20 protein-coding genes and 3 pseudogenes are annotated in these 20,367 nt (G+C 34.3%); 15 read left to right on the top strand and 8 right to left on the bottom strand.

What is annotated here, in order from left to right; translation table 11 throughout:
* Positions 1–50: 50 nt before the first annotated feature.
* Positions 51–1,484 (bottom strand): IS4 family transposase, encoded by a 1,434-nt coding sequence (locus DN410_RS11475; protein ID WP_149176597.1) that lies wholly within the window; start codon positions 1,482–1,484, stop codon positions 51–53.
* Positions 1,485–1,649: 165 nt separating this feature from the next.
* Between DN410_RS11475 and DN410_RS11470 the strand changes: the two genes are divergently transcribed.
* The 4 genes from DN410_RS11470 (at position 1,650) to DN410_RS27940 (ending at position 4,705) form a co-directional block, all read left to right on the top strand.
* Positions 1,650–2,054, top strand: coding sequence for a BlaI/MecI/CopY family transcriptional regulator (locus tag DN410_RS11470; protein WP_370456799.1), 405 nt, complete (start codon positions 1,650–1,652; stop codon positions 2,052–2,054).
* The gene (locus tag DN410_RS11465; RefSeq protein WP_149176595.1) at positions 2,054–3,913 is read left to right on the top strand and encodes a M56 family metallopeptidase; all 1,860 of its coding nucleotides are present in this window, start codon (positions 2,054–2,056) and stop codon (positions 3,911–3,913) included. The genes DN410_RS11470 and DN410_RS11465 overlap by 1 nt, the downstream gene beginning before the upstream one ends.
* 300 nt (positions 3,914–4,213) lie before the next feature.
* Positions 4,214–4,429: a hypothetical protein gene (locus DN410_RS27945; protein ID WP_179958604.1), complete on the top strand. Its 216-nt coding sequence runs from the start codon at positions 4,214–4,216 to the stop codon at positions 4,427–4,429.
* 30 nt (positions 4,430–4,459) lie between these two features.
* On the top strand, positions 4,460–4,705 hold the full coding sequence (locus tag DN410_RS27940; RefSeq protein ID WP_218947469.1) for a hypothetical protein: 246 nt from the start codon (positions 4,460–4,462) through the stop codon (positions 4,703–4,705).
* A gap of 186 nt (positions 4,706–4,891) precedes the next feature.
* Here DN410_RS27940 and DN410_RS11455 read toward each other — a convergent pair whose 3' ends face one another.
* Positions 4,892–5,140 (bottom strand): hypothetical protein, encoded by a 249-nt coding sequence (locus DN410_RS11455; RefSeq protein ID WP_064472826.1) that lies wholly within the window; start codon positions 5,138–5,140, stop codon positions 4,892–4,894.
* Positions 5,141–5,310: 170 nt separating this feature from the next.
* Positions 5,311–5,670, bottom strand: coding sequence for an FtsB family cell division protein (locus DN410_RS11450; protein WP_149176593.1), 360 nt, complete (start codon positions 5,668–5,670; stop codon positions 5,311–5,313).
* A 457-nt stretch (positions 5,671–6,127) separates the two neighbouring features.
* Here DN410_RS11450 and DN410_RS27935 point away from each other — a divergent pair, with 457 nt between their 5' ends.
* Complete coding sequence (locus DN410_RS27935) at positions 6,128–6,379, top strand: hypothetical protein (RefSeq protein WP_179958602.1); 252 nt, start codon at positions 6,128–6,130, stop codon at positions 6,377–6,379.
* 100 nt (positions 6,380–6,479) lie between these two features.
* Here DN410_RS27935 and DN410_RS27930 read toward each other — a convergent pair whose 3' ends face one another.
* Complete coding sequence (locus tag DN410_RS27930; protein WP_179958601.1) at positions 6,480–6,644, bottom strand: hypothetical protein; 165 nt, start codon at positions 6,642–6,644, stop codon at positions 6,480–6,482.
* A gap of 102 nt (positions 6,645–6,746) precedes the next feature.
* On the opposite strand from DN410_RS27930, the gene DN410_RS11445 reads away from it, so the two are divergent.
* The 7 genes and pseudogenes from DN410_RS11445 to DN410_RS11420 all read left to right on the top strand — a co-directional run bounded on the left by DN410_RS11445 (position 6,747) and on the right by DN410_RS11420 (position 11,389).
* Entirely contained in the window at positions 6,747–7,376 is a 630-nt protein-coding gene (locus tag DN410_RS11445) for a Holliday junction resolvase RecU (RefSeq protein ID WP_149176592.1), read from the top strand.
* 137 nt (positions 7,377–7,513) lie between these two features.
* The gene (locus DN410_RS11440) at positions 7,514–7,885 is read left to right on the top strand and encodes an ArpU family phage packaging/lysis transcriptional regulator (RefSeq protein WP_149176591.1); all 372 of its coding nucleotides are present in this window, start codon (positions 7,514–7,516) and stop codon (positions 7,883–7,885) included.
* A gap of 883 nt (positions 7,886–8,768) precedes the next feature.
* Complete coding sequence (locus tag DN410_RS11435) at positions 8,769–8,957, top strand: hypothetical protein (RefSeq protein WP_149176590.1); 189 nt, start codon at positions 8,769–8,771, stop codon at positions 8,955–8,957.
* A 375-nt stretch (positions 8,958–9,332) separates the two neighbouring features.
* Positions 9,333–9,524: a hypothetical protein gene (locus DN410_RS11430; RefSeq protein WP_071710022.1), complete on the top strand. Its 192-nt coding sequence runs from the start codon at positions 9,333–9,335 to the stop codon at positions 9,522–9,524.
* Positions 9,525–9,983: 459 nt separating this feature from the next.
* The gene (locus DN410_RS28425) at positions 9,984–10,115 is read left to right on the top strand and encodes a hypothetical protein (RefSeq protein ID WP_255446729.1); all 132 of its coding nucleotides are present in this window, start codon (positions 9,984–9,986) and stop codon (positions 10,113–10,115) included.
* A 111-nt stretch (positions 10,116–10,226) separates the two neighbouring features.
* Positions 10,227–10,819, top strand: a pseudogene (locus DN410_RS11425) (DUF3967 domain-containing protein).
* A gap of 69 nt (positions 10,820–10,888) precedes the next feature.
* A complete protein-coding gene (locus DN410_RS11420) occupies positions 10,889–11,389 on the top strand; it encodes a GNAT family N-acetyltransferase (RefSeq protein ID WP_149176589.1) in 501 nt (166 codons plus the stop codon).
* Positions 11,390–11,541: 152 nt separating this feature from the next.
* Here DN410_RS11420 and DN410_RS11415 read toward each other — a convergent pair whose 3' ends face one another.
* A complete protein-coding gene (locus DN410_RS11415; protein WP_149176588.1) occupies positions 11,542–12,507 on the bottom strand; it encodes an endonuclease NucS domain-containing protein in 966 nt (321 codons plus the stop codon).
* 503 nt (positions 12,508–13,010) lie between these two features.
* The gene (locus DN410_RS11410; RefSeq protein WP_149176587.1) at positions 13,011–13,529 is read right to left on the bottom strand and encodes a GNAT family N-acetyltransferase; all 519 of its coding nucleotides are present in this window, start codon (positions 13,527–13,529) and stop codon (positions 13,011–13,013) included.
* Positions 13,530–14,215: 686 nt separating this feature from the next.
* Here DN410_RS11410 and DN410_RS11405 point away from each other — a divergent pair.
* Positions 14,216–14,761: pseudogene (locus DN410_RS11405) on the top strand (TetR/AcrR family transcriptional regulator).
* 84 nt (positions 14,762–14,845) lie between these two features.
* Here the strand turns inward: DN410_RS11405 and DN410_RS11400 are convergent.
* Positions 14,846–16,078, bottom strand: coding sequence for a cytochrome P450 (locus tag DN410_RS11400; protein ID WP_149176586.1), 1,233 nt, complete (start codon positions 16,076–16,078; stop codon positions 14,846–14,848).
* Positions 16,079–16,301: 223 nt separating this feature from the next.
* On the opposite strand from DN410_RS11400, the pseudogene DN410_RS11395 reads away from it, so the two are divergent.
* A pseudogene (locus DN410_RS11395) lies at positions 16,302–16,875 on the top strand (TetR/AcrR family transcriptional regulator).
* 112 nt (positions 16,876–16,987) lie between these two features.
* On the opposite strand, the gene DN410_RS11390 reads toward DN410_RS11395, so the two are convergent.
* Positions 16,988–17,536 carry a TetR/AcrR family transcriptional regulator gene (locus DN410_RS11390; RefSeq protein ID WP_149176585.1) on the bottom strand — a complete coding sequence of 183 codons (549 nt, stop codon included), beginning with the start codon at positions 17,534–17,536 and terminating at the stop codon, positions 16,988–16,990.
* 275 nt (positions 17,537–17,811) lie between these two features.
* Here DN410_RS11390 and DN410_RS11385 point away from each other — a divergent pair, with 275 nt between their 5' ends.
* The gene (locus tag DN410_RS11385) at positions 17,812–20,019 is read left to right on the top strand and encodes an MMPL family transporter (RefSeq protein WP_179958606.1); all 2,208 of its coding nucleotides are present in this window, start codon (positions 17,812–17,814) and stop codon (positions 20,017–20,019) included.
* Positions 20,020–20,367: the final 348 nt, after the last annotated feature.

Raw genomic sequence — 20,367 nt, 5'->3', positions numbered from 1 at the left:
TAAAGATGTGCATAACAAATAAACCTATCAATTAGGTGTTAAAAAAAACACTATGCAACCTTGTAACTTTTTGACATCGTATAGTCATACACAACACCTAAGATATCAAAGACGGTTTTCTTTTCGTACCGATGAGATTTTCTCCCGTTTTTCTCTAAAAGGTAAAACAAACGCAGCAAAACTTTTAATAATTCATCGGTTCCATTCAGTATTCCCTCATAAAACAATAGATAATAATTCTTTATCATATAGATGGATTTGTATTCACTTAACTCTTTCTTTTTCTTGTCTAAGAGTAACTGACGCATTTTGAACATTGTCGATGAACAGAGTAAAATGCTAATGAGTTGCCCGTATAAATGGCATTCTAAGCGTTCTTTTTTGATTTCTTTGCACTTGTCAATTTGAAAGAAAGATTTCCATGTTTTGAACAAAATTTCAATTTGCCAGCGCAATGAATACAGGTCATGGATATGTTCCGTTGGAACATTTTCTACAGAAAGATTTGTAATATACACGTTGATACCACTTAATCGTTTACTTCGTTCTTTGTAGATAATACCTTTCTTCTTTTCTTTTTTAGCTTGTTCCTTTAGTCTTTTCTCTGTTTGTTCTTTTGTTAATCGATGAATAATAACACGAGATGGTAATTTTTGATACTGTCCAATGTATGCTTCTGAAATCTCCATTGTTTGGCCAGGAGACAGTTGATTCATAAGTTCTTCCATATCTAACTGAATATAGAGTGTCCCTTTCTTCACAGTCCCATTTTGAAAATACTCTGGCTTCTCATTCTTACGATAGATTCGGGAATTTAATTTCAAACGTGAGATATAATAAGCCTTTTTATTTTGTATATATTGAAGATCTCTCAAATGAAAATAACCTAAATCTCGAATACATAAATCATTCGCTGTTACAGTTGGGACACACAGGGAACCGTAGGTTCGGTCATGTTGTTTACCTGGGCCTGTATGAATATGAAGGAACTGTCCACTTAATAAATCATACTCAAGCTGAATCTTTACTCCCGTTGTATGGCTGCATCCTCCTGCACCTGGATAAACGAATGAAAAAGGATCTGGAAGTTGAAATGCAGTTGAATCCAGGATACGAATACGCTTGAAAATAGAAGTGTATGGAGAAGAGAGCAGCTTAGCTGAAGATAACTTTTGGTTGAGAAGTTTGGCTAATACTTGTTGTAGAAACTGCACGGCTGCAGCGTTAAATCGCTGATTTAGTCCTTCGGGACTGATGAGCACTTCTGTTGATGCTTCTAAACAACTACATAACTGGGTTAAGGACGTTTTTGCTACACTTTGGCTTATCCATACACATAAAGCGACTAAATCTTTTGCTTGGTACTTACTCATTCGCTGTACAAACCCAACATCTCTAGCTAGATTCTGTAAGGTATTTGGGGATAAAAGACTCTGAATCTCCTGTGCGAATAGTTGTAGTTCGTCAGATACAGAAATAGACATACAAAAATGCCATCCTTTCCTATGATTCAACAGAAAGAATAGCTTATTTATATTTTTTTAATATTTTATTTATATTTATTATTCCAAAAATTGTTGACATTCTAGTATTACGCTTGTAATATTGTATTGCAGATTACAAGTGTAATATAAGGGGTGGAATTTTAAATAATGAAAGAATTACCTAAAATATCGGAAGCTGAGTTAGAAGTTATGAAAGTTCTTTGGTCAAGATCTCCTCAAACAGCAAATGAAGTGATTGAAGCGCTAGAAGTAACGATGGACTGGAAGCCGAAAACGATTCGAACGCTTATTAATCGATTAGTCCAAAAAGAAGCTGTTTCTTACCATCAGGATAAAGGGCGTATGTATGCTTATTATCCTTTAGTGTCGCAAGATAGTTATCTACATGTAGAAACAAAATCGCTTCTCAAACGTTTCTATGGTGCAGCATTTAAACCTTTACTTGTGAATTTCTTAAAAGAAGAAAAGCTGTCCTCAGAGGATATTAACGAACTCAAACGTATTTTAGATGAGAAGAATGAGGAAAATCAGAGGAAGGATAGATCATAATGATAGATATGTTTGTAAACGTCTATCTACCTCGCTTTTTTGATTGGGTGATAGAAACCTCCATTATGGCAAGTATATTAGTTGGCCTAATCTTATGTATCAAAATCTTGCTTAAAAATAAGTTACCCCCACGATGGCAGTATCTATTATGGATAATATTAATTGTAAGACTTTTATTGCCATGGTCACCAGATAGTTCTTACAGTATCTATTCTATTCTTTCGTACAGTAATGGAACTCCAGTTACTTCTCACCAAGACTCCGCAGATCGTCGTATACAAGGATCGACAGCTATAGGTGGTACAAAGACCTATACATATGGTTCTGCACAAACAGCTGAAAAAAGTAAGAAACAAACGCATAATAATGAAAAGCAAAATGACGAAACGGTTTCATTTTATACAATCGTTTTATATATTTGGCTTGCTGTGGTTATCATTCTATCTTTTGCCACCATCATTATGAATAAGCGTTTACTCTTCTATATAAAAAAGCAACCTGTTATTACAGATGAAAGGATTAGTAAAATCTTTGAGAGTTGTAAGAAATCTATGTCCGTTAAGCGAGATATCCCACTCCTCTTAGCTGGGAAAATTGCAAGTCCAACTGTTTTCGGATTCCTTAGACCAAGGGTGTTATTGTCAAGTGCACATATGAAAGTATTAGATGAGCAACAGTTACGATACATCTTTCATCATGAATTAGCTCATATCAAACGAAGAGATGTTGGTGTGAATTGGCTTATGCATGGTTTACTGATTCTAAATTGGTTTAACCCAATCCTTTGGTATGCCTACTCATGCATGCGGGAAGATCAGGAACTGGCGTGTGATGCATTTGCTCTTACATATATAGATTCAGAGGAAAAACTTGCATATGGTCATACCATTATTACCCTTTTAGAACACTACTCAAGTTATTATCAAGTACCAAGCTTAGCGAACTTAAGTAGAAATAAAAGAACATTAAAAAGGAGAATTCTTATGATTAAAAAATTTAAAAAGAACTCTTATCGTTGGTCTGCATTTGGAGTTGTTGCTATTATTGCTGTATCATCTGTGTCTTTATTAAATGCACATGCAGATATACCAACTAACCCGCAGAAAGAACCAACGGAAGTGAAAAATAATATTAAAGAAGCAAAAGCACAAACTAAAGTTCCTATTCAGCAAATTGTAGAAAAGATGATTGGTACAAAAGAACAAGCATTTGTAGAATTTGATATTCCAGAGGGGCGATATGAATATCTACTTCAAGAAATAGAAGTGGCACGGAATCTGTTAACAAAAGAAGAATTTGACCAATTCATCAAATTGCAAAGAGAGGAGTATATCATAGACAAAAAGATAAGATCAGTAGGGACACCTGAAGATTTAGAACCAGACGATCAAAAAAAATTAGAGGAGAATAGCAAAGCTATTGAACCATTATGGAGAAAAATTTATTCGCATTTCATATCTACTTCATTTGATTTTCCAATCAAGAAACCAACTTATGTAGCGAAAGGTTATGAACTAAAGAGGGGAAAAGTTGAAACAGTAATTACAACAAAAAAGTTGAATCCTATCAATACCTTAGAATATAGAGCCGGGGAGTTTGGTTATACAATTTATCAATCCGCCATTTTAGAAAGAGGAAGAGATCCATTTTATCAGTGGATTAAAGACAATGACAAGATAGAAAATTATGAACTGGAAGGAGCACAAGTCACCTTTGTTAAGATGACTGGGAGTAATATAAAGGCGATGAAAATGATTGTTCCTGCAATAGGAAAGGACAATGCCTATCAAGTTGTAATCATTGATGATGTTTTAAATAAGGCTGAATTAGAGAAAATCATGATTTCCTTTTTGAAATAAAAACAGAGTCTCAAGAAAAGAATCTTGAGACACTCTTATTATTACAATTTGAGACTCTGTTTTTATTTCAGTTCGAATGAAATCTTCATGTGATAAAAGAAATTAATAATCTATAAAACAAAAAAGTGAGATGAAATTTTTGTTTTGGGGGTACTTCAAAATTTTAGCTTGATGGCGATGGGGTGGTACCCCAAATTAAAGACTTCATTTGAAAGGAATATCCAAATGAAAAAAGAGCACTGATTTACAGTGCACATCTTACTATAGATGTCTTAGTCCATCCATTATGGACAATTTACAATGGTAATAGTGACGCTAGCCATTGTTCCTGGAGAATCAAGTAGTGAAGCAGTAACAGTTACTGTTCCAGGTCCATTAGCCGCTAGAAATACAGAAGTAAAGTTACCTGAAGCGTTTGTGATAACAGCAAGAGGAACCATGAAAGCAAGAGCTGGGTTACTAAATGAAAAGCTGACTACTACTCCTGAAGTAGGAATACCGTTTACTAATACTTGACCCGAAAAAAATAAAGTATTATTTCCTTGGGTGGATACGCATGCAGTAGTGTCGTTAGAAGTCAAGGTAATAGAAGCAGGTCCAGCAGGAAGATTAAATCCAGTAGGCCCGGTAGGTCCAGTAGGTCCAGTAGGTCCCGGAGTTCCAATCCCAGTAATTCCAGTAGGTCCGGTGATTCCAGTAGCACCAGTGGGACCCGTGCTACCAGTAGGTCCAGATGGTCCAATTTCTGGTAAAGGGAAAGCGCATGGAAAAGGTATATGTGGGTCTTGTTGAAAATGGTGCATGAATTTCGCCTCCTAATTATTAAATGTCTTATTAATATATTCATTGAGTATTTAAGAGGAATATGGCAATTATCTACTATTATTTAATTAAAGGAGTGGATATTTAAATAAAATAGTTATTTGAAACTGTTCATGAAAAAAGAACACTATCGAAAGTGCTCTTAGAAAATACATTTTATATTCTGTTTTGAGCTACGATTTTAATATTCTCTGGTGGAATGATATCTTGAATTTTTTCTTTTAAATCTACTTGGACCATTTCTTCAAGATGTTCAAGTGAAACTTCATAGTTTATGCATTCCGCAGTTGTGATGTTTAATAAAGAATAATTTTCATTCTTTTTAACAACAAGATATTGTGATTGATCTGTAATTACAATACATCCTTGTTGAATGCCTAATTTACGATTATCCTCAAAAGTCATAAATATATCTCCTAACACTTTTCTGATAGGAATTGTACTACAGAAAAATGTTAGTGTCTAGTCAGTCTTATGTAAGAAATACAGTCAAACAAAAGCGTTATTTAATAGAATTTTGATAAAAAGCGATGATCATTAAATCGCTCAATGATCATCGCTTATGTACTGAAAAGCTATTCAGTTATTTGAAATATAGTTTCATCAGGTCTGGAGAATCCATATAATTTCCTTGCGAACTTTAAAATACCTTCTTCACTCTCTGTTAAAGTTTTAATATCGTTTTCAAAATAACGTCCTGTAATTTCTAATTCAGATAATCTTTTCTTTTCTTTATTAAGTGTAATTTGTTTTTCTTGAATCATTTGTTCTTGCTTATAAATGGAAATTTGAATGGAAATAACCATAGGTAGCATAAAAGCAAGCGCTAATAAAAGACGACGTCTTAGCTTTTTATTCGTTTGTAGGTTCTTGTTAGGATTAATTTGTTTTTGGGAGATTGATTGTTGTGGTGGTAAATTTGGGACACTCCCCATTTTAATGCCTCCATTACTTATGTATAGAATTTAAATTGCTTAAAAGTATTATATATGCTAAATAGATAATTTTGAACCTATTTAGGCAAAGATAGGTTTTATGAAATTTAAATAAAATCCTTATTTTGTACACCAAGGTAGTCATCACAATTAACTAACGGTTTGTAAAAAAAAGAAGCCCCGCAAATATTGCAGAGCTTCATAGGGTTGAGTTATGTCGTACTCACATGGGATTTTAACATGAATGTTGCGGTGAATAAACTGGCAAATGTGCCCAATTTATTTAGAGCTATTATTTTAAACAAAAACGCTATTTTATAAAAAAAGAGAAGCGCTTAATCAGGATGCTCCTCTTAATGCCAATACACAATAACTATTCCATTATAATGTATAAACGTAAAAAATTAACAATTAACTTTATGTTAAAAATTTCATTTTGTAGAAAAGGGAAATGGATATGGAAAAGTGGCCAGAAAACAGAATTGCAGCTTATAAGAGATGTGTTGAGGCAGAATTAAGAGATATAATATCTTTTGAAAATGATATAAAGCATCATGAGGAACGAATTAAATCCTTAAATAAAACCATATTGATATGTAGTCAATCAGCGAATAGGATGTCAGCTCAACTATATGAACAAGGATGGAAACATGAAAACGATGAGTATTGGGTGCCAGTTGAAATTATAAAAGCAGCTAGCAAAAGCTAACTGCTCGGTTCTCCAAGGGGGAACAAGGAGAAAATATAATGTCATATACAGTATTGACGGAATATTGAGTTTTATTCAGGGGGTCTATTAATTATGTAGGTTACATGAGAAGCCCTATTAACATCCAAGCTGCCCCGATTAGAATCAAAGTTTCGAATGTAATCCAGAAATTTCTCTTTCCTGGTTTTTGAAATTCTTTAATTACAGAAAATACGGCACTTATTCCTACAAGAGTGAAAAGAACAATTCGTATCGTATCAGTCATTTGCTTCACCACCTAAGATTTGAATAGTTTAATTATATATTAATTACCATTTTGTAGAAACTTAATAAAATAATCCTTCTAATAGAAAGCGAGGAAATAACAGTGGGACTAGGAAACCGTGGAATGGCATTTGAAATGCTTATTAATCTAGCAAATGAAATGTATCAAAGAGGGGGATTGGCGCTTATAAACAAGCGTCCGACTCCTGTGAAGGTGTTAAAAAGTAAAGGTGGTCGTGTGCTAAATGGGTTCTATGAAGCTAAAAGTACAGTAGACTATGATGGCGTGTATAAAGGACGAGCTATCACATTTGAAGCGAAGTCTACAGAGAACGCTGGACGATTTGATTTAAAGAACATCGCGCAACATCAGCTGGATTACCTGGAGAAAGCGGAGAAGATGGGAGCAATATGTTTCTTCCTTATAGAGTTTAGTAAGGATAAGTCAGTATTCTTAGTACCACTATCAGTCATTCAATCTTATGTAAGAATATCGCAACAGCCAAAAGGTAAGAAGTCAATTCCGCGAGCAGACTTCGATATTTATGGGTACTTAGTAGCGCAGACAGAACGAGCACTAGTTGATTACTTACAATACGTTGATGAGGCAGTAGCTCCAGTTATGTTTGATGGCATGATTCAATTTGATCAGGACCATAAGAAAGTAACAAATAACATAGAAGCAGCGAAAGAGAAGATGACTAACAAGAAACGAAAATTATTAAAGGCTTAATGGATAACGGAACCATGCAGAGTGGATGGTGGGGGCTACTCGCTATGTATGTTTTCTTTATTCAACAAAGAGATAGTAAAATTTCACGTACCTGATATGAATGTAAAAACCAAAATACGAAATAGGGGGATTCCTTCATGGAGAGACAATTAACATTATTACCGGCTATCGATGATAAGAAAGTACAAAAGGAAGTAGTAAGAGTGTTAAAGGAATACAGAGCGCTCAAGATGAGATTTAGTAATGATGTGGAGCAGGAAGGAATTAGTTTGTTCCCTGATTTACGTGATTCAAGGAATGCGAGTAAATGGAAGGTGCAACAGGTTGAGAAGGCGTTTAATAATTTATTAGATGAAGACGAGCGTAACATCGTTGAGCGTAAGTTCCTGACGAACGAGAGAGTAAAAGATTCAGATGTTTATCATGATCTACTACTCAAGAAGACATACTTCTATGAGAAGAAGCAGAGTGCAGTTAAATTGATTGCTACAGCACTAGGAATCATCTAAAAATAGCGAACAAAACGCGGTCAAAATGCGAACTTTTTGGGGGACTAAATAAAATGTCAAAAATTATAAATTATATGTACAAGCCCTTTGACATTCGCATAAGGAAGAGGATTAGTACACCTATAAGTGAAACGTTCTTATGCGAGAATGTCACGGTAACGTACACCGCATAGTAGGGCGGGCAAGGCGGTAAGAACCCGCGTTAAGACGAAAAGACCAATGAATGTATAACAATGACATATTCCAGTGTGGCGGGTGTGAGCTAACTCGCATTCGTCATGCTGTTTCTATTATGTTTAGTGTTCAGCTCAGAGGCCGCCATGTCCTCTGGGTTGATATTAAACATAACAGCCTCCATTTATTCTTTGTTAACGTCGTTTCATGAAAATGGAAATGGGGTGGTTGCTCGTGATTGAGTGACACTTGCATTCTAAAATTCTAAAAATGTATACGTAATCTCTTTGATTAGTAATTACTCACGATCTTTATTAATGAATATAACGAGAGCAGAGAGCTTTCGCTCTTTGTTTGAGCCAATACAGCGGAAACATTCCCCTTCCGTCCCCCTTAGTGTATTGGTTCAAACAAGGCGTCGGAAGAAACACACGCGTCTTGATATTAATCCTTTATAATTCGATATCGGCCAGAAAAGATGAAAATGACATTAAGTAGCTGAAGTATTGAGCCAACTCTACGGAGTATAAACGAGAAGAAGAGCTTTTGCCATTTGTTTTCTCTTTTCTCCCATCCCCTTTTTATACAGTTTGTGAGCCGTTATTTTCGGATAACGGCTATTTGTTTCGTAAACCACCCAAAAAGTTCTTGACTTGGTGCTTCGGAGTGGTTTAACTAAATTAAACACAAACGAAGGGAGGGCGAAACCATGGTATTACGAGTAACAAGAAAGTCGTCAGCTGGATTGAAATGCGAAGGATGCAGTAAGTTGACTAGTTTCCCAAGAACAGCTCCAGTGAGAGATTCTAGACAATTTCCCAACGGTGAAGTTGTCCATGGGCATTCAGTTGGATATGTATGTCGCAGTTGTGGTTATCGTAAAAAGTACTTTTACTAATTCTGATTATTAAAGCATCCGAAATGGGTGCTTTTTTCTTTGTTATATAGAAATTACACATTAAACCAGTGCACATTCTAATAAGACAAGCATATGATGAACTCGCGTGGGACGAGTTATCATATGAGATGAAACTTGGAGCGCCATACTTATTTGTTGAAGGGTACCTAATGACGGGTACTCTTTTTATTTTGCACTTTTTAATAAGGACAAGCATATGTTGGAGTATGGGGTAGCCCCACTTCATATATTTGAGCACCTGCAATCGTAAGGTGCTCTTTATTTTTTACAAAATGGACATTTGGTTTAAATGAGTATATAAATAGGAAGAATCTAATTATTGGATTCACATTTAAACCAAGGGGCACAAATTCGATGCGACGTGAAAAGGATTTGTTAAAACAATGGAAGGCGGATTTGCAAGCTGTTCAAGAAGAGAAAAGTCTGAAGAAGAAGGCAAAGAAAAAGGATAAAAAATATAGAATTCCTGGTAATACAGCTGACTTCATGAATGGCAAAAATACTTATCGTAAAGAGAATGGGGTATGGAGACAAAGAAAAATATAATTGACGTGAAGATAAATAAGCTTGATTAAACCAATATCAATTTTCGGAGGCGCTGCCGTGATCTGGGTGGCGTCTTGTTTGTTGTTAAGGAAAGATAACCAAACAAACGAACACAACGAACGAAAACAAGCAGTAGTTAACTAACTAATGTTTGTACAAGCTTAATAAAAACATATAGGGTTTGGGCTGACAAGTAAATCTTTTCTAACGAGGTGGAGTTTCGCTGTTTCTTGTCCATATTAATTTTTAATTTTGTTCCATTAGATGATCTGAATTCTAGTTTTAATTTCATGTGTATGCCTCTTTCCTAAGTAATGTTTGATTATTAATCGATTAGTACCATCTCTTATATGCTTATTATATTGTGTTCACTAATTTTGTAAGGGGGATGAGCGAATTAAATAATTATTATTTGGGTTATAAAACCAGTTCTTATTTATTAACGTATGTCCTGTTCATGTGTCTAAAAGTTGCATGTTGGAGATTGCTAAACATAAAGAAGAATTTAATACGAAATCACGTGAAATACGAGAAGAAATGTCTGAACTTATTGAGATTAAAGATAAACGGATAGAAATATTGGAGAGATAAATAAAAGAATTAGAAGAAAAGCAAATGTCATCTGTATAAATAGACGTTTGCTTTTTTGCAGGAATTTTTTAACCATCATGGAATACTCTCACTAGGAGGTGTCGTGACGTTATGACGGACGAAATTGTTTATTCTGCTAGTGAAGTATACAAACGACTAGGAATAAGTGATAGCACCCTTAGAAAGTACAATGAAGTATTATTACGTGAAGGATTCGCAGTGAAGAAGGATAATCGTGGCAGACGCCAATACACAGACAATGACATTATGGTGATTGAGAAATTAATTGAACTGAGTAAGCATGACGGTATGACGCTAGAAAAGGCAGCGAAGATGATTACGCAGCGAATAGAAAAAGTTAATCCGGATCTAATTAAAGAAGAACCTGAAGATAAGAGTTTAATCCCATTCCACATTCAAGAACAACTCCAGCAGCAGTACGGCGTTATGGCGAAAGAAATGAATCAGAGTATGTTAGCAATGGAGAAGCGATTAAGTGACCAGGCAAAGCAAAATAATGAGGAAATTAAAGCGAGTGTAGAAGCGCATAATGAACGAGTGGAAAAACGAGTGAAAGCGCGGGATGAAACACTTATGAAGACACTACGTGAGATGCAGGAAACGAAGAGAATGATGCAGGAGTTTCGGGATGAGGTCGCGCTGCAGCGAAAGAGAAGAAAAAGCCTTGGTGGAAGTTCTGGTAAGAATAAGAAGGGGTACCGTCAGGATTTTGTTAAACCAACTTTAAATAAAACATTCGGGGGAATGTATTTATGCCTAATGAAGTTTTACCTTTCACAGTAAGAGTAGCTACTTTAGAAGATTTTTGGGATATATCAAATATAAACAAGCAAGTTCAACAGTTGCATATAGAGGGAAGGCCAGATATTTACTCTGATACTTCAGCTTCTTTGGATCACAATGCATACGAAGAATGGCTTAATGATAAAACCATAGAGGTATTTGTAGTAGAGGACAATAATAAAGAGATTCTTGCTTATATAATCTTAGATATTAAAGAACCATCTGAAAATCCAAAGTTAGTTGAGAGAAAAGTACTCTTTATCCGCAATATTGGTGTAAGTGAAATATGTCAAGGAACAGGAATAGGAAAAATATTAATTCAAAAAACATTTGAGTATGCTGAAGAAATACAAGCAACAAGTGTAGAATTAAATGTTTTAGAATTTAACAAGAAAGCTATACGATTCTACGAAAAGCTTGGATTTAAAACACAGAGTCGGCAAATGGAATTTGTATTACCTGATGCTTAAAACTACTTCTTATATCGATAATCGTGTAAATGAGCTAGTGGTGGTTTTGGAAAGGCATATTGTAAACTACGAAAAAGTAGAAAAGTATACTTTTCTACTTTTCTACCTAGGAGTAATAATAAAAAAGCCCTACATATATAGGGCTTAACTGTTCATACGATAATCGAAGATTCCTCTGTTACTTCCAATTCAGATTCTCCTGTATCAAAATCTTTTATATCCAATTTCCCGTTTGGACCTTTGCCGAAAACTTTCATTTCAACATTGTTTATATTTTTAAGGGCATTATATATTCGATTAGAATAATTGGGAGCAATTGTAATCATACGAACATCTTCATTGAAACAGGATGGGTAATAAGCAGATTGCCACACTAAACTTTTATCATCATCAACCGTCTTCAATTCAATAATACATTTAGTGCCATTTTCATCCTTTGCTATAATGTCAATAATCCCATTTTCAACTCTATATTGTCTTTCTATAAAATACATACCTTCTTCAATGATGAATATATGGTCGCATAATATATCTTCTAATAAACTTTCAGGGCCATTCATTAATTCCTCTGTTATTAGTTCTTCCCATATATCGTCCATCAACTTTATTTTTTCTTGTATTACATCATTATTTTTGAATTCTTCATGAGTCATGCAAAAATCTGAACATATTCCAAAGAAAACAAAAGGTTTATCATTATTAGTTATACTTTTTACCATAGACCAATCCATATCATCTATTGAATATAAAATTTCATCTTGTAGTAATTTTTTAGTACGATTCGGGGTTTGTTTCCAAAAATTATGACACCAATATTTTGTATTATCTTTCTTAGATAATTTTTCAATATCTTTTTTTCTAAAACACTCTTTACAAAAGAATTCACCTACATATAAAGTTAACACTTTTGAGGAGATTTCTTTAACTTTATCTTCATTGTGGGTCACTAAAATTAATTCACCTTTATTAAAATCCCACTCAGATAAATCGTTACGAAAAGCATATAAATAGTACCTTTCCCCTTCTTTTTGCTTAAATTCAACTTTTATGCAACCGTACTCTTCTGTAAATAAATCAAAATTAATTATATTATCGCCATTTTTCGTAATTACTCCCATGAAATTCATCTCCATTAACATTAGGATTGAAAATGCTAAGAATCATTCTATAGACTAGGAAAATTGTATTTGTTGTTTATTTCTTTTCCAACATCTCATAAAGGGGTACAGCCGAGATACGTGTAAAAATAGGTCATAGTCTTACTTTTATTTCCAGAATCGATTTATTGAGATTATAAATATCGTTTTGTTTATTTTTATTAAGTAATTTGTCTATTATGGGTTAACCCAATCATCCATCGATTGGTTACTGTAAATACTTAATTTCGATCGTATGATAATAAGTTAAACAATTGTTGCTTTGAAATAAAGTTTGGTTAAAAACACCTTACAAACCCGTATTTTATGGTAAATAAAAAAAGCCATTTTGAAAAAATATTGATCAAAATGGCTTTTTCTCTAGCATATTTAAGTTTCGATTTTATAAAAAAGTTTGATCATTTTCTACCTTTGAGCTTAAACGATTGCACCTGTTAATTAAACAAGGTTCACCTTTGTTACTTTTACTCAACACATAAGTCTGAAATTTCCTTCCAGGCATACGCAACATCCTCTACTACTGTTCCTCCAAACGTACTAGTCCTATGAATATATTCTTTTCCTCCCATACGTTCATAAAAACCAAGTCCAGATTTATTTTGTTTCATTACCCAAACCATCATAGAATAAATACCTTTTTCTTTAAAATGCTTAGCGATAGCTGAAATAAGCTGCCTACCAACACCTAATCCTCTACATTCCTGTAAGAGATAAAGCGAATATAGTTCTCCATCAAAATTCTTCTCATTAATACGTTTACCTGATGCAAAACCTATAATATTCCCTGTATCATTAATCGCAACATAAATAAAAGATTCATTTTCGTTATTTAAAAAATCAATCCATCTTTTTGCTGCATCTTCGTACGATAATTTATCCAGATAATCGTCAGGTACTAGACCACGATAAGTAGTCCTCCAACTATCAACATAAACCCTTGAAACGCCCTTTATATCTTCTTTATTTGCTTTCCTAATTTCCAAGTTAAGTGCCTCCAATGCAAAACAGTAAAATAATAAAATTTATTATAACATTCTTTCTTCAATCCCAGTTGACTTAATAAGTGTTATTCTATAATATGGCTCGTTTGCGGAACAAAAAAATCCTGCATATCATACAGGACTTTTAATCAAACTTTATTATAAAATATCCGACTTTATTTTAAATCAAAAACAATGAAATATTTATTAGATATACCAAGGATTTTTACAAAGAGATACTAGACAAAAAACTCATTTTAAATAACATTGGAAATAAAAGTAAGACTATGACCTATTTTTACACGTATCTCGGTTGTACCCCAAATAGAATGAATTACAATGTAAAAATGTGATTACCTCATTAGCGTTATATTGAGGAATAGCAGGGTTCTCGCCACATCACCATCAAGCTAATATTTTAAAGTACTCCCAAAATAAAATTGTTATCTCTCCACAGTTATTTATGTGAATTCAGCTCGTTTTTTGTTTTGGGTGAAAATAATTTTTTTAACTTGATGGCAAAGTGGGGTAGAACCATATCGCTATCAAGCTAAGCTCATACAACGTCACTAATAGTAGAGTTTATTTCTTTTTTTCTAGAGGATACATGTAGTTAATTTAATGATTTGCATACGAAATAAACCCTAACAGGTTTCATTTTTTTGAATTAAGTCGCTTGATTATTAGACATAGAAAGAATATCGTTTTTTTATTTTTGGGGGGGGGGGTTATTTTTTAGCTTGATGGTGATGGGGTGCCGCCTCATTACTATCAATCAAATCTGTAATCGTGCAATGGTGCATCGAACAACATTTTATAAACATTTTGAAGATAAAGATGCGTTATTGGCATTTGGATTTGAAAAATATTAAGATGAAGCTTCGACAATACCACTTTTAGATCGATTAAGTAAGCCATTTCAAGTGATGGAACAATTCTTACATCATAAGGAGATTAGTGAAATATTTGAGTCGCAAATGGATGATAAGCAATTTAGTAACTTTGTACATTCTCACACTCGTGAAATGAAGAAAAAGGAGAATCAAGAATTAAATGGAATTTGTAAAAGCCATACAATACCAGATGAGTTAATTATCGAATTCTATTCGGGTGTAATTACAACGTTAAGCGCATGGTGGTTTCAAAATAGAAAAAGTGTTTCAGCAGAAGAAATGGATAGATACTTCCATCAAATGATCGATCAAGATGTCTTTGCATTTGAAATAGAAGATTAGAAATTATTTTCAAAACTAAGAAAGGGTGTCCCTCCGTCATTTTTGATGACTTTTGGGACACTCCAATTTACCGAACAACTTGGCCTAACGATGAACTTTCAGCGGTAAACTGGATAAAGCCTGCCCAGCAGCTGAAGTCTGCAAACTTGCCTCCAAATTGAAGCTTGGAACCGATTCAATGCGAGAAAATGTTTCTATAAAAATTTTGAACGCTTTGTTAGCTTCCAATCTCGCCAGTGGCGCACCGAGACAGAAATGCGGCCCATTGCCAAACGTTTGATGCCGGTTGTTATTTTTCCGGTGAATATTCACAGTAAATGGATCTTCGAATACATCATCATCAAAGTTTGCCGCGCTATTCCAAGTGATTACCAAATCACCTTTCTTCAACTCAACACCTAGAACATTGTTATCTACTTTCACTTCACGGTCCAATGCAATAACGTGGAAACGGTAACGCAGCATCTCCTCAACAAAATTAGGTACGAGGTTTATATCGCTTCTTAATTCTTCGTAAAGTTTAGGAGCATCATATAGCAATGCGTAGAATGAATTAGCCAACAAAAGACTTGTTGTTTCAACACCCGCCGCAAGAAGAAACATAGTCACACGAACAACTTCTTCATCCGTAAACTTTTCTCCTTCGATTTCAACTTGAATCAAATCGGAAAGAATGTCGTCTGAAAGCTGCTTTCTTTTTTCCACAACGATTGGATACAAATAATTAAAGTACTCCATTGCTGCTTTCGCTTTTTGTTGACCCACTTCCTCGGCATTTTCACTATTAAACGGCATGAATAATATATCGACCCATTTCTTAAACAGCAGCTTGTCTTTATACGGAACCCCAAGCAAATCGGCCATTACTATGATTGGAAGGGGGGTTGTAAAATCTTTGACAATGTCGATCTCCGACTTATCCCCTATTTCGCCAATCAAATCGTTAATAATCTGTTCAATACGTGGCTCCCAAGTTTTGAGACTTCTAGGGGTGAAAGCAGCCGAAAGCAGTGAACGTGACTTACGATGTTCCGGTGGATCCGTTTCATTAATTTTTAAGCGATCTGGGACGCTCCCTTCCTCTGTTTCTGCTCCAATCTGGGAAATAGAACGGTGGCGCTTACTTGAAAATAGTTCATAGTCTGTAAGCACTCGCTTAACGTCTTCATATTTGAAAACATTCCAAGTGTCCGTGCTTGCATGATAGTAAATTGGATGCTCCGTCAGCATTTTTTTATACCAAGAAAATGGAGCAAATTCTTCGGATTTAGTTTTTAAACCCTTAATTTCAGAAGTTGAAATTACTGTATTTTCCATGCAAATCCCTCCATGCTTAATTAGAGTACAATAGAACAAAATTTGACTACCTAATTCGTCTGATCCAGAAACATAATCCCCTTAGATTACTTCCTGCATTGATTGTTTTTAATACAATTGTATACTAAGGATTATATGAAATATGATATACACATGTAGATTAAAAGGGGAGAATCAATTTTCACAAGTTGTATAATTAATCTACAAAAAAGGAGAAGTGTAGATGGAAAATAATGAGGAACAGCTGGATTTACGTGTTAGACGTACACATAAATTATTGTGGGAGTCTTTATTTGAATTAATGACGCAATCAAAACAGAAATATAGTTTTATTACCATAAATCAAATCTGTGATCGTGCATCGAACAACATTTTATAAACATTTTGAAGATAAAGATGCCTTACTTGCAGTTGGAATTAACAAATTTCAAGAGGAAGTTTTTCAGATACCACTTTTAGATCGATTAACTAGGCCATTTCAAGTGATGGGACAATGCTTGCATCATAAAGAGTTTGGTAAAATGTTAGAGTCATAAATGGGTGATGAGCAATTTAGTAACCGTTTACAGTATCAAAATCATGAAATGAAAAAACTGGAAAATCAAGAGCTAAATCGACTTTGTAAAAATCATAAGATGCCAAATGAGCTAATTATCGAATTCTATTCGGCTGTCACTGGAACGTTAATTTCATGGTGGTTACAAAATAGAAAAAGTGTTTCAGCAGAAGAAATGGATAAATACTTTCATCAAATGATCAATCAAGATATTTTTCAATTTGAAAGGGAATGCCAATAATATTAAATAAATTTTCAACACTCGTAAGAAAGACTTTCTTTGATTATAGCTGCCATTTTGGCAGCTATTTTTATCTCACAAAAAGGGGCGGGTTAGTAGAAGAAAAAATTTTCTAGATTTCTTTTTTTATTGGGAACATCTCATATATTTTTTCAACTAAAGATTGAGGAGACTCCCTTGACGATCTTTTGATCCAATCAATGAAGACATTAAAGAATCCACCAATAAAAAATAATGCTTGAGTTCTGCTCATGTTATTACTGATTGGATTGTCTGTTTCAAATATAGATTTCATTGCGGAATTAATATAATCAAGAAGAAGACCAGACATATTGGAATCTATTATGTTTTTCATTAGACTACGCTCATTGGCCATAAAACTTATTAAACCTTCTATAAAAAGTCGAAGACTATCATGAGAATCCAAATAAGTAATTTCTTCTAAAAATTTGTCGACAGCTTTTTGCATAGAGGCATTAAGCACATCGTAAATGGTACGATAGTATTTGTAAAATGTAACTCTTGCAACTCCAGCTTTTTTGCAAAGATCCGTAACAGTTATATCCTCCAATTTTTTTTCTTGCAGCAGTAGGCCCAAAGCTTCTATAATGTATTGTTGGGAATATATACCATCCTGACGTGAGTTTCTCAGCGCTAACACATCCCTTCATTTTGTTAGTTTTAGCTTCTATTTAACTAAAAGTACTTGAAAAACCTCGCCCCTCTTTTATACTTACAAACGTAAGTACTAATGTTAATACAAATGTTTTGATGAAGACTATGCTTATTCTATAAAGGGAATTTGATTTCTGTCAATGTATACAAAAATTCGTTTTTCCTGTAGGAATAAAATTCAAATAGTACATAAGGGATACAAAAAAAACATTTAGTACCATGTACTTACTATTGTAAATAACGAAGTTGGAGGAGATTAAAATAGCAAAGTATCTTTACAAATTAGGTAATTGGGCAGCAAAACACGGGAAGGGTATTGTTTTTAGTACCTTAGGAATTTTATTCATCTTGGGGATACTAGCTGGAAGTTTAGGTCCCTCTTTCAATGATGAGTTAACGATTCCAGGTACACCAGCTGATAAAGCAAGTAAGTTGCTAGAAAAAGAGTTCCCCGAATCTCAAAGTGCTGGTGCTCAAATTAAAATAGTTTTTAAAGCTCCAAAAGATCAGACATTAGATTCGGAACAGATAAATAAAGTGATTACGGATACTTTGTCTGATATTAAAAAAGATGATTCAAATGTTGAATCAATTGCAACCCCTATGCAACTTAAAAATTTAACTAAAGATAATACCATGGGTTATGCTGTTGTAAATTATAAGAATGATGCTGAAGATATAAAGGAATCATCTAAGAAGAATGTATTAAACAAAATTGAACAAACTCGTGACGGGGGAATCCAAACAGAGTTAACCGGTGATGTAAAATTTACTGTAGTCGAATCAAATGGTGAATCGGAGGTTATTGGAATAGTTATTGCCTTTATAATTTTGGCGATTACCTTCACATCTTTCCTAGCAGCTGGGATGCCTATTATCACTGCTATTATAGGATTAGGAACTGGAATGCTCGTAGTAATGATAGGCTCTAATTATATTGAATTGCAGGATCTTTCGCTTTCAGTGGCTATCATGTTAGGAATAGCCGTTGGAATTGATTATGCTTTATTTATTATGACTCGATTTAGACAACAACTTGGCGAAGGACATACCGTTAAAGAATCTATTGCTATAGCAACTGGAACTGCAGGGAGTGCTGTTGTTTTTGCTGGTATCACTGTAATAATTGGACTTCTTGGATTATCTGTCATGCAGATTCCATTTTTAACAAAGATGGGAGCAGTATCATCTATTAGTATATTATGTGCTGTATTGGTTTCCATCATCGTACTTCCAGCTATACTAGGAATAGTAGGGCATAGATTTCATCCTTCTACAGGAAATAAATTCCTAAAAAAAATCACGGGTGCAAAAGCAGGCAAAGTACCTTCGAATAAATGGGGGAATCTTGTTACAAAACATCCGTTAGTTATGTCTTTCCTGGCAATTGCATTACTTGCTGTCATTAGTATCCCCTTTTTCCATATGAACCTAGGACTGCCCGATGATGGGGATACAATGTCAAAAGATACAACGGAAAGAAAAGCATATGATCTCATGACAGAAGCATATGGAGAAGGTGTTCACTCTTCTCTAGTTGTGGCAGCAAAAATAGATAGTAAAAAACAAGACTCACAAGAGACACAAAAAGCAATGGCGGAGATTACAGAAGAAATTGGTGAATTAAAGAATGTTAAGAGTGTAACGCCAGCTTTCCCTAATTCTTCTGGTGACGTTTTTATTATCACTGTGACCCCAGAAACGGGACCAAATGATATAGAAACTAAGGATCTTGTGAAGCATATTCGAGAAAAATCGAATACAACAAAAAAAGAAAATGACATTGAGTTATTAGTTACTGGTACAACAGCGGTCAATATAGATATAACAGAAAAGCTAAATACAGCATTACCTATATTCGCAGTACTTGTAGTAGGACTAGCATACGTTCTTTTAGTGTTAGTATTTAGATCCTTACTACTTCCTTTAAAAGCAGTAGTAGGCTTCCTGCTTTCATTGGCTGCAACACTAGGATTTGCCGTGTTTGTTATTCAGGATGGAAATCTCCTTGATTTATTTGGTTTCCCTTCTTCTAGTGCAATTCTTGCCTTCTTGCCAATCCTTACAATTGGTATCCTTTTTGGATTAGCAATGGACTATGAAGTGTTTCTTGCAAGTCGTATGCGGGAAGTTTACACGCATACAGGCAATCCAAAGGAAGCTATACTTGCAGGGATGAGAGACAGCGGAAAAGTTGTAGCTGCAGCAGGATTAATTATGATAGCTGTATTTTTTGGCTTTATGCTTATGCCAGACCCAATGGTAAAGGCTATAGGTATGAGTCTAGCATTTGGAGTTCTATTTGATGCTTTTGTAGTTAGGCTGACTATTGTTCCAGCTGTTATGACATTGATGGGGAAAGCAGCTTGGTATATGCCAAAATGGCTGGATAAGATTCTTCCAAATATAGATGTTGAAGGGGAATCTATATTGCATAAATCAGAAAGCGAAGATAAAAGAGTGGGATAAGTGTAGCTATGAGTTAAAATTTGATAGAAAATATCGTTTGAACCAACATGTTAAGGCAAATAAAAAGAATCAATTTACGAAAAAGATTTGATATGCTCCCCATTAGGTAGACAGATAAAAAATAAAACTCTGTTTATTAAAGGGGGAGTATTTTTTTATTTTAGGGGGTATTTTGTTTTGTTAGCTTGATAGCGATGTGGTGGGCCCCCTATATAAAAGAAACCACAGTTTACATCCAAACTGTGGTTTTTTGAAGTGCAAGGAATTACACAAATCATTAGTCACTATCTAAATTGTAATCCCATTTATTAATATCTATTTCTATTTTTTTAACTCTACAACAGAAAC

Source organism: Bacillus sp. SH5-2, assembly GCF_008368905.1.
GTDB lineage: Bacteria > Bacillota > Bacilli > Bacillales > Bacillaceae_G > Bacillus_A > Bacillus_A luti.
The sequence above is the reverse complement of the archived record's forward strand: the minus strand, read 5'-3'. Positions and strand labels throughout refer to the sequence as shown.

What these genes read in the sequence shown, in the direction of transcription:
- DN410_RS11475 (WP_149176597.1), bottom strand. Translation starts at nt 1,484, where the DNA reads ATGTCTATTTCTGTATCTGACGAACTACAACTATTCGCACAGGAGATT.
- DN410_RS11465 (WP_149176595.1), top strand. Translation starts at nt 2,054, where the DNA reads ATGATAGATATGTTTGTAAACGTCTATCTACCTCGCTTTTTTGATTGG.
- DN410_RS27945 (WP_179958604.1), top strand. Translation starts at nt 4,214, where the DNA reads ATGGTAATAGTGACGCTAGCCATTGTTCCTGGAGAATCAAGTAGTGAA.
- DN410_RS11455 (WP_064472826.1), bottom strand. Translation starts at nt 5,140, where the DNA reads ATGACTTTTGAGGATAATCGTAAATTAGGCATTCAACAAGGATGTATT.
- DN410_RS11450 (WP_149176593.1), bottom strand. Translation starts at nt 5,670, where the DNA reads ATGGGGAGTGTCCCAAATTTACCACCACAACAATCAATCTCCCAAAAA.
- DN410_RS27935 (WP_179958602.1), top strand. Translation starts at nt 6,128, where the DNA reads ATGGAAAAGTGGCCAGAAAACAGAATTGCAGCTTATAAGAGATGTGTT.
- DN410_RS27930 (WP_179958601.1), bottom strand. Translation starts at nt 6,644, where the DNA reads ATGACTGATACGATACGAATTGTTCTTTTCACTCTTGTAGGAATAAGT.
- DN410_RS11440 (WP_149176591.1), top strand. Translation starts at nt 7,514, where the DNA reads ATGGAGAGACAATTAACATTATTACCGGCTATCGATGATAAGAAAGTA.
- DN410_RS11435 (WP_149176590.1), top strand. Translation starts at nt 8,769, where the DNA reads ATGGTATTACGAGTAACAAGAAAGTCGTCAGCTGGATTGAAATGCGAA.
- DN410_RS11430 (WP_071710022.1), top strand. Translation starts at nt 9,333, where the DNA reads ATGCGACGTGAAAAGGATTTGTTAAAACAATGGAAGGCGGATTTGCAA.
- DN410_RS11420 (WP_149176589.1), top strand. Translation starts at nt 10,889, where the DNA reads ATGCCTAATGAAGTTTTACCTTTCACAGTAAGAGTAGCTACTTTAGAA.
- DN410_RS11415 (WP_149176588.1), bottom strand. Translation starts at nt 12,507, where the DNA reads ATGGGAGTAATTACGAAAAATGGCGATAATATAATTAATTTTGATTTA.
- DN410_RS11400 (WP_149176586.1), bottom strand. Translation starts at nt 16,078, where the DNA reads ATGGAAAATACAGTAATTTCAACTTCTGAAATTAAGGGTTTAAAAACT.